Annotated in this window: 4 protein-coding genes; 1 reads left to right on the forward strand and 3 read right to left on the reverse strand. The window is 35.1% G+C overall.

Translation table 11 applies throughout. The annotated features are described in order from the left end of the window. Nucleotides 1–577 precede the first annotated feature (577 nt). Nucleotides 578–1318: a YwqG family protein gene (locus tag BFA01S_RS20755; RefSeq protein ID WP_066235429.1), complete on the forward strand. Its 741-nt coding sequence runs from the start codon at nt 578–580 to the stop codon at nt 1316–1318. Between the two features lie 165 nt (nt 1319–1483). Here BFA01S_RS20755 and BFA01S_RS20760 read toward each other — a convergent pair whose 3' ends face one another. The 3 genes from BFA01S_RS20760 to BFA01S_RS20770 all read right to left on the reverse strand — a co-directional run bounded on the left by BFA01S_RS20760 (nt 1484) and on the right by BFA01S_RS20770 (nt 4801). Then, nucleotides 1484–1714 carry a hypothetical protein gene (locus BFA01S_RS20760; RefSeq protein WP_066235431.1) on the reverse strand — a complete coding sequence of 77 codons (231 nt, stop codon included), beginning with the start codon at nt 1712–1714 and terminating at the stop codon, nt 1484–1486. A 39-nt stretch (nt 1715–1753) separates the two neighbouring features. Beyond that, complete coding sequence (gene recQ, locus BFA01S_RS20765; RefSeq protein ID WP_066235433.1) at nt 1754–3889, reverse strand: DNA helicase RecQ; 2136 nt, start codon at nt 3887–3889, stop codon at nt 1754–1756. Nucleotides 3890–4405: 516 nt separating this feature from the next. Continuing rightward, nucleotides 4406–4801 carry an Hsp20/alpha crystallin family protein gene (locus BFA01S_RS20770; RefSeq protein ID WP_066235435.1) on the reverse strand — a complete coding sequence of 132 codons (396 nt, stop codon included), beginning with the start codon at nt 4799–4801 and terminating at the stop codon, nt 4406–4408. Nucleotides 4802–4974 lie beyond the last annotated feature (173 nt).

The following is a 4974-nucleotide window of genomic DNA, read 5'->3' on the forward strand; positions in this document are numbered from 1 at the left end:
TTACTGCCCGTTAAGGCTGGGATAAATAAATTCTTACTGAACTAACGAGTGCGTTCGTATTATAAGGTTAACCAGTTTTTATTGGTTGACCTTTTTTATATAGGACCTATTGTATCAGTGGCCAGGGTAGGACGTACGGGTGCGTGAGACAAAGATTCCGTCAATTAAACTGTCCGCCCCTACTTGTAGAAACATGTTTTGTAGAAGAAGGAATAAAAGAGGATCAAACTTTTTTATAAAAGAAACATTCAATTTAACACAAGAAGAGTATGTTTTTATTAATTTTTTTCAAAACATACTCTTTTCTTTTGTTCGTTTATCAAGGTTAATAACACTATTTCAATTAAATTTTATTTCAAAGCTACGTCTAATTGATCTCATTTTCTAACACAACTATGTATTAAAGTTAAATATTTACAAAAATAATAATAATAATGTTCTATAATGAGAACGTATATTCATAGGGGTGTTTTCCATTATTAGTTTAATCATTGGTCTCGCAACCACGTAGAAGTATAATTAAATATGGGGAAAATTCAAATCGCATTTAAAGAAAAGCATAAGTAGGGAGGATATAATGAATAGGAATAATTTTCTAAAGATGATTGAACAGTCAAATATTGCAAATCATAAAGAGTATTTATCTCAAGTGTTGAGACCGGCAATTGATATACTTAGGAATACAGATGCCGAACCACGATTGGGCTGTAGCCGTTTTGGAGGAGCACCTGATTTACCAGTTGATAGCGAATGGCCAACGTATGAGAAGAAGCCGTATCGCTTCCTTGGTCAGATCAATTTCACAGAAATTGCTTCAACTGAAAGAAGTCTGCCATCGAAAGGCCTCCTAAGTCTCTTTGTAGCAGATGATAATTATGATGATGATGGTTATCTAGAGGTGTTTGAAGACGGATATATTCATGGTATCTATATTCCTGAAACGATGAATCTAGAGACGATAATGCCGCCCCATTCAGATATTGGTAAGACCACAGTGATTGAGTTTTCCCCGACTGTAGATATTCCTTATGACGAATACCAGTTGAAGGACTGGCCTTTCGATGAAGTTCAGAGCGACATATACACCGAAATCCGGGATTCTCTACATAAAAGCTCGGACTATCTTCTAGGTTATCCTTCTCATTCTACACTAGCATATGATCCAACGCCTGGAGCAGAATGGCTCCCGCTGTTAACAGTTGATTCGGATGATAGTCTTGAATGGTGTTGGCATGATGGCGATAAATTAATGATATTTATTGAAACAGAACGACTGAAAAATTTGGACTTTAGTAGACTAAGATCTGATGCAGGTTAAAGAGTAATTTATATTGTAGAAGAATGATGGTTAATATCAATATTTATCAGTGAGAACTTTTTTGAGAAACGAGATATACCCCCAGTTGTGCTAAGGCTTTATTACTGGGGGTATGTCTTTAATCAAGCGTTTTGCTTTACTTGTTATATTCAAAAGGATTATTTATCAAGAAAACCAAATCCTTGATATTTGTAAAGGATTAACAATCGATTTTAATCTGCCGTCAGGATGAAATAATTTGATCGTATCTAATTTTTTAAAGTTGTACGATACTTCTTCTAATTTTTCCATTAATTCAATTGTTTCTTTTTCATCAAGTTTAAAGGAGAGAGACTGCCCAGACATTAAAATCTCTGCCTTCACTTTTTCTTTAGCTTCCTGTTTTTTATTAAACATCTGATAGTCCTCCTTTAAATAATTTTCCTATACTTCACTTTACATTAATTCATTTTTCACTAATACAGCTTTTATCATTGTATAGCTAATATGATCAGGCAAGCTTTCCTTTAATGGCTTTAGCCCAGGTTCTTCTATTAATTTCTGTTTCTCTAACACAAGTTGTTCAACATCATTATTAAAGAGAGCATCAAAATTAAGCGGATGACCTTCTTTATATGCTTTAAAAAGATGGTTTTCAATCGTTGTCTGAACGAAATTTCTTTCTTTTGCAATTTCTTTTATCGTTTGTCCATTTTGAAAAGCTTCATATGAGATTAAATAGGATGGTGTTCGGTCAACAGCTTCCTTTTTTACAGGTTTAGAAGATCGATCTATATTTCCCGTCTCAATAGGTCCATTTTCCTCGATATATTGTTTAATTTCCTCCAGGAAGATTTCACCGTACTGATCAAATTTTCTTTCCCCAAGACCTTTCATTTGCAGCATTTCTTCTTTTGTTTTAGGGAAATACCTTGCCATTTCTTTTAATGTAGCATCTGAAAAGACAACATATGGAGGAAAACCTTTTTCATCCGCAATTTTTTTTCGCAGTTCTCGCAATTGTTCGAATAAAGGAGCATGGAAATCTGTCTCCACTCGTTTCTTTTCTTTGAACAGCTGAACCATAACAGTCGTTTCTCCTTTTAGTACCTGATAGGCAGCGGAGGAAAGCTTTAATGTTGGAAATTTAGGATCTTGGACGAGTAAATATCCGTCCGCAACTAAATATTGAATAAGATTCATAATTTCCTTTTCACTATACTGAGATAAAAGACCGTATGTTGATAAGCTGTCAAAATCAAATTCAAGCACTTTTTTATTTTTTGAACCTTTTAATACTTTCGCTGTTAATGAAGCACCGAAACGTTCACCCATTCGTTTGACACAGGAAAGAATCATTTGCGTTTCTTTGGTCATATCTTCCTTTTCACTCGTCTGGAGGCAATTGCTGCATCTCCCGCAATTATCAGGACCTTCTGAGTCCCCAAAGTAATCTAAAATAAAACGTGCTAAGCATCGGTTCGTATGGCAGTAATGAGTCATTTGCTGAAGTTTTTCATATTCCTGCCGCTTTTTCTCTTCGCTTTGAATAGACTGCTCGATCAAAAATTTCTGTATTTGAATATCCTGTGCAGAAACGAGCAAATAGCAGTCACTCGGCTCTCCGTCACGACCCGCACGGCCAGCTTCCTGATAGTATGATTCAATATTCATCGGCATGCCGTAGTGAATAACGTACCTGACATTTGATTTATCAATTCCCATACCGAATGCATTCGTTGCAACCATAATTGGTGATTCGTCTTTTATGAAGGCGAGCTGTGCATTTTTTCGATCCTTTTCGCTCATTCCTCCGTGATATTTTGTGACCGGAAAGTTTTTCTTCCGTAAAAATTCATATACTTGGTCGGTCGTTTTTCTTGTTGGTGCATAAATAATTCCTGACTCTGTTTTCCTTGACCCGATCGTCTCCAGCAGAAAATCATACTTATCGACACCTTTTACTAAATTAAAATGGAGATTATCACGGGAAAATCCGGTATTAACGACCGCTTCTTCTGAAATATGAAGAAGATCTAAAATATCTGTAATTACATCATCTGTCGCTGTCGCTGTTAATGCCATAATAGTTGGCAGGTGGTGGAGTAGTTTTAAGTTCGGTACGATGGAGCGGTAGCTGGGGCGGAAATCGTGACCCCATTGGGAAATACAGTGCGCCTCATCGAATGCGATTAAGGAAAGCGGCATGTTTTGAATCGTATCGATAAATTCCATTGATTCAAACCGCTCCGGGGCAACATAAACAAATTTGTATACACCAGCCTCCATTTCCTCTAAACAGCGTTCTTGCTCTCTTACTGTTAATGAACTATTTATGTAGCAGGCGGATACACCGTTAGAAAGAAGGGCATCGACTTGGTCTTTCATGAGGGATATTAATGGTGAAATAATAAGTGCTGTTCCTTCCAGTAAAAGTCCCGGAACCTGATAACAAAGGGATTTACCGCCGCCAGTAGGCATAATAGCTAAGCAGTTATGTCCGTTTAATACATGTTGAATCATTTTCTCCTGGCCAGTCCGGAATGAGGAATAGCCGAAATATTCTTTTAAAATATCATAAGCTTTATTCATATGCTTACATCCTTTATGTATTATTCAATCTTATAGTAACACGGCGGCAGTAAAAGTGTAATAGTCCAAAGGGGATTCCCACATCTAATAAAGATTTTGAAAGAATATATTCATAGTTTTAAAAAAAATATAGACATATAAAGACTTTTCTTGGAGCGTAAAAATGGAGCATTCCCATTAGTTGAGGAAGAACGGATACATATATAGCAGAAAAATTAATTATAAACTTAAAAAATATGTTATAAAAATTTAAAAAAGAAAAAATCAAACAAAACCAGTATACAATACTTAAAAATTGCTTCGCTTCATCTGTATTTGATGATGTTACTGTATTGATAAAATTTATTATATAAATGAATTGTTCTCCATAGAAGCGAAGATAGTCGCATAAAACGAGCGGATTAGAAGCGGACGTAAAAGCTGAAGATCACTATCTTTTATTTTTTTAAGAGCTAGTACTTATTTGATGTAAAGAGAATAATAGGCAAACAAAGAAAAGAAAGTGCTTTCATTTTTTTAATTTGCCTGAATGGGGATGGATTTACGCTTTAGCAAACAGCTTTTTTCCTTTGCTATTTTCACTTCCAGTATTCCGTTTACATAATGGGCATCAATTTCTTTTTGCTCAATTGAAAAAGGGAGGATGACTGTACGATTTAATTCTTCTATCTGAATATCTTCTTCCGCAGGTTTCATTATTTTTGTAATTTTTAATGTTTCATTATTAATCTCTACTTTAATATTGTCCAGCTGCACATCGTTTAACTCTGCTTCAATAATAAAATACGCGCTCGTTTCAAATAAATCGACCCGGAATGTGTATTGATCAAGAAAGCTTGTAAATGGGTCATAAAAGAATTGTTCCATCCAACCTTCTATTCCAGTCCAATCAGCTGGGTTCTTCTTATTCATCAGTTTTAATCACCTCCTGTAATTCCTTTCATTTTTAAAAAATGATAATTATAAAACTGTCTTTAAAAAATATCTTATTCATTTATCTTTTTTAAGTGACGGCTATTTGAATAAATATAAAGTGAAACTTCCATGAGTGGGGGGTTTTGCACGTCCCCCACTGATGGTTAGTT

It is taken from the genome of Metabacillus fastidiosus NBRC 101226 (assembly GCF_001591625.1).
Classification (GTDB): Bacteria; Bacillota; Bacilli; order Bacillales; family Bacillaceae; genus Metabacillus; species Metabacillus fastidiosus.

What these genes read in the sequence shown, in the direction of transcription:
- BFA01S_RS20755 (WP_066235429.1), top strand. Translation starts at nt 578, where the DNA reads ATGAATAGGAATAATTTTCTAAAGATGATTGAACAGTCAAATATTGCA.
- BFA01S_RS20760 (WP_066235431.1), bottom strand. Translation starts at nt 1,714, where the DNA reads ATGTTTAATAAAAAACAGGAAGCTAAAGAAAAAGTGAAGGCAGAGATT.
- recQ (WP_066235433.1), bottom strand. Translation starts at nt 3,889, where the DNA reads ATGAATAAAGCTTATGATATTTTAAAAGAATATTTCGGCTATTCCTCA.
- BFA01S_RS20770 (WP_066235435.1), bottom strand. Translation starts at nt 4,801, where the DNA reads ATGAATAAGAAGAACCCAGCTGATTGGACTGGAATAGAAGGTTGGATG.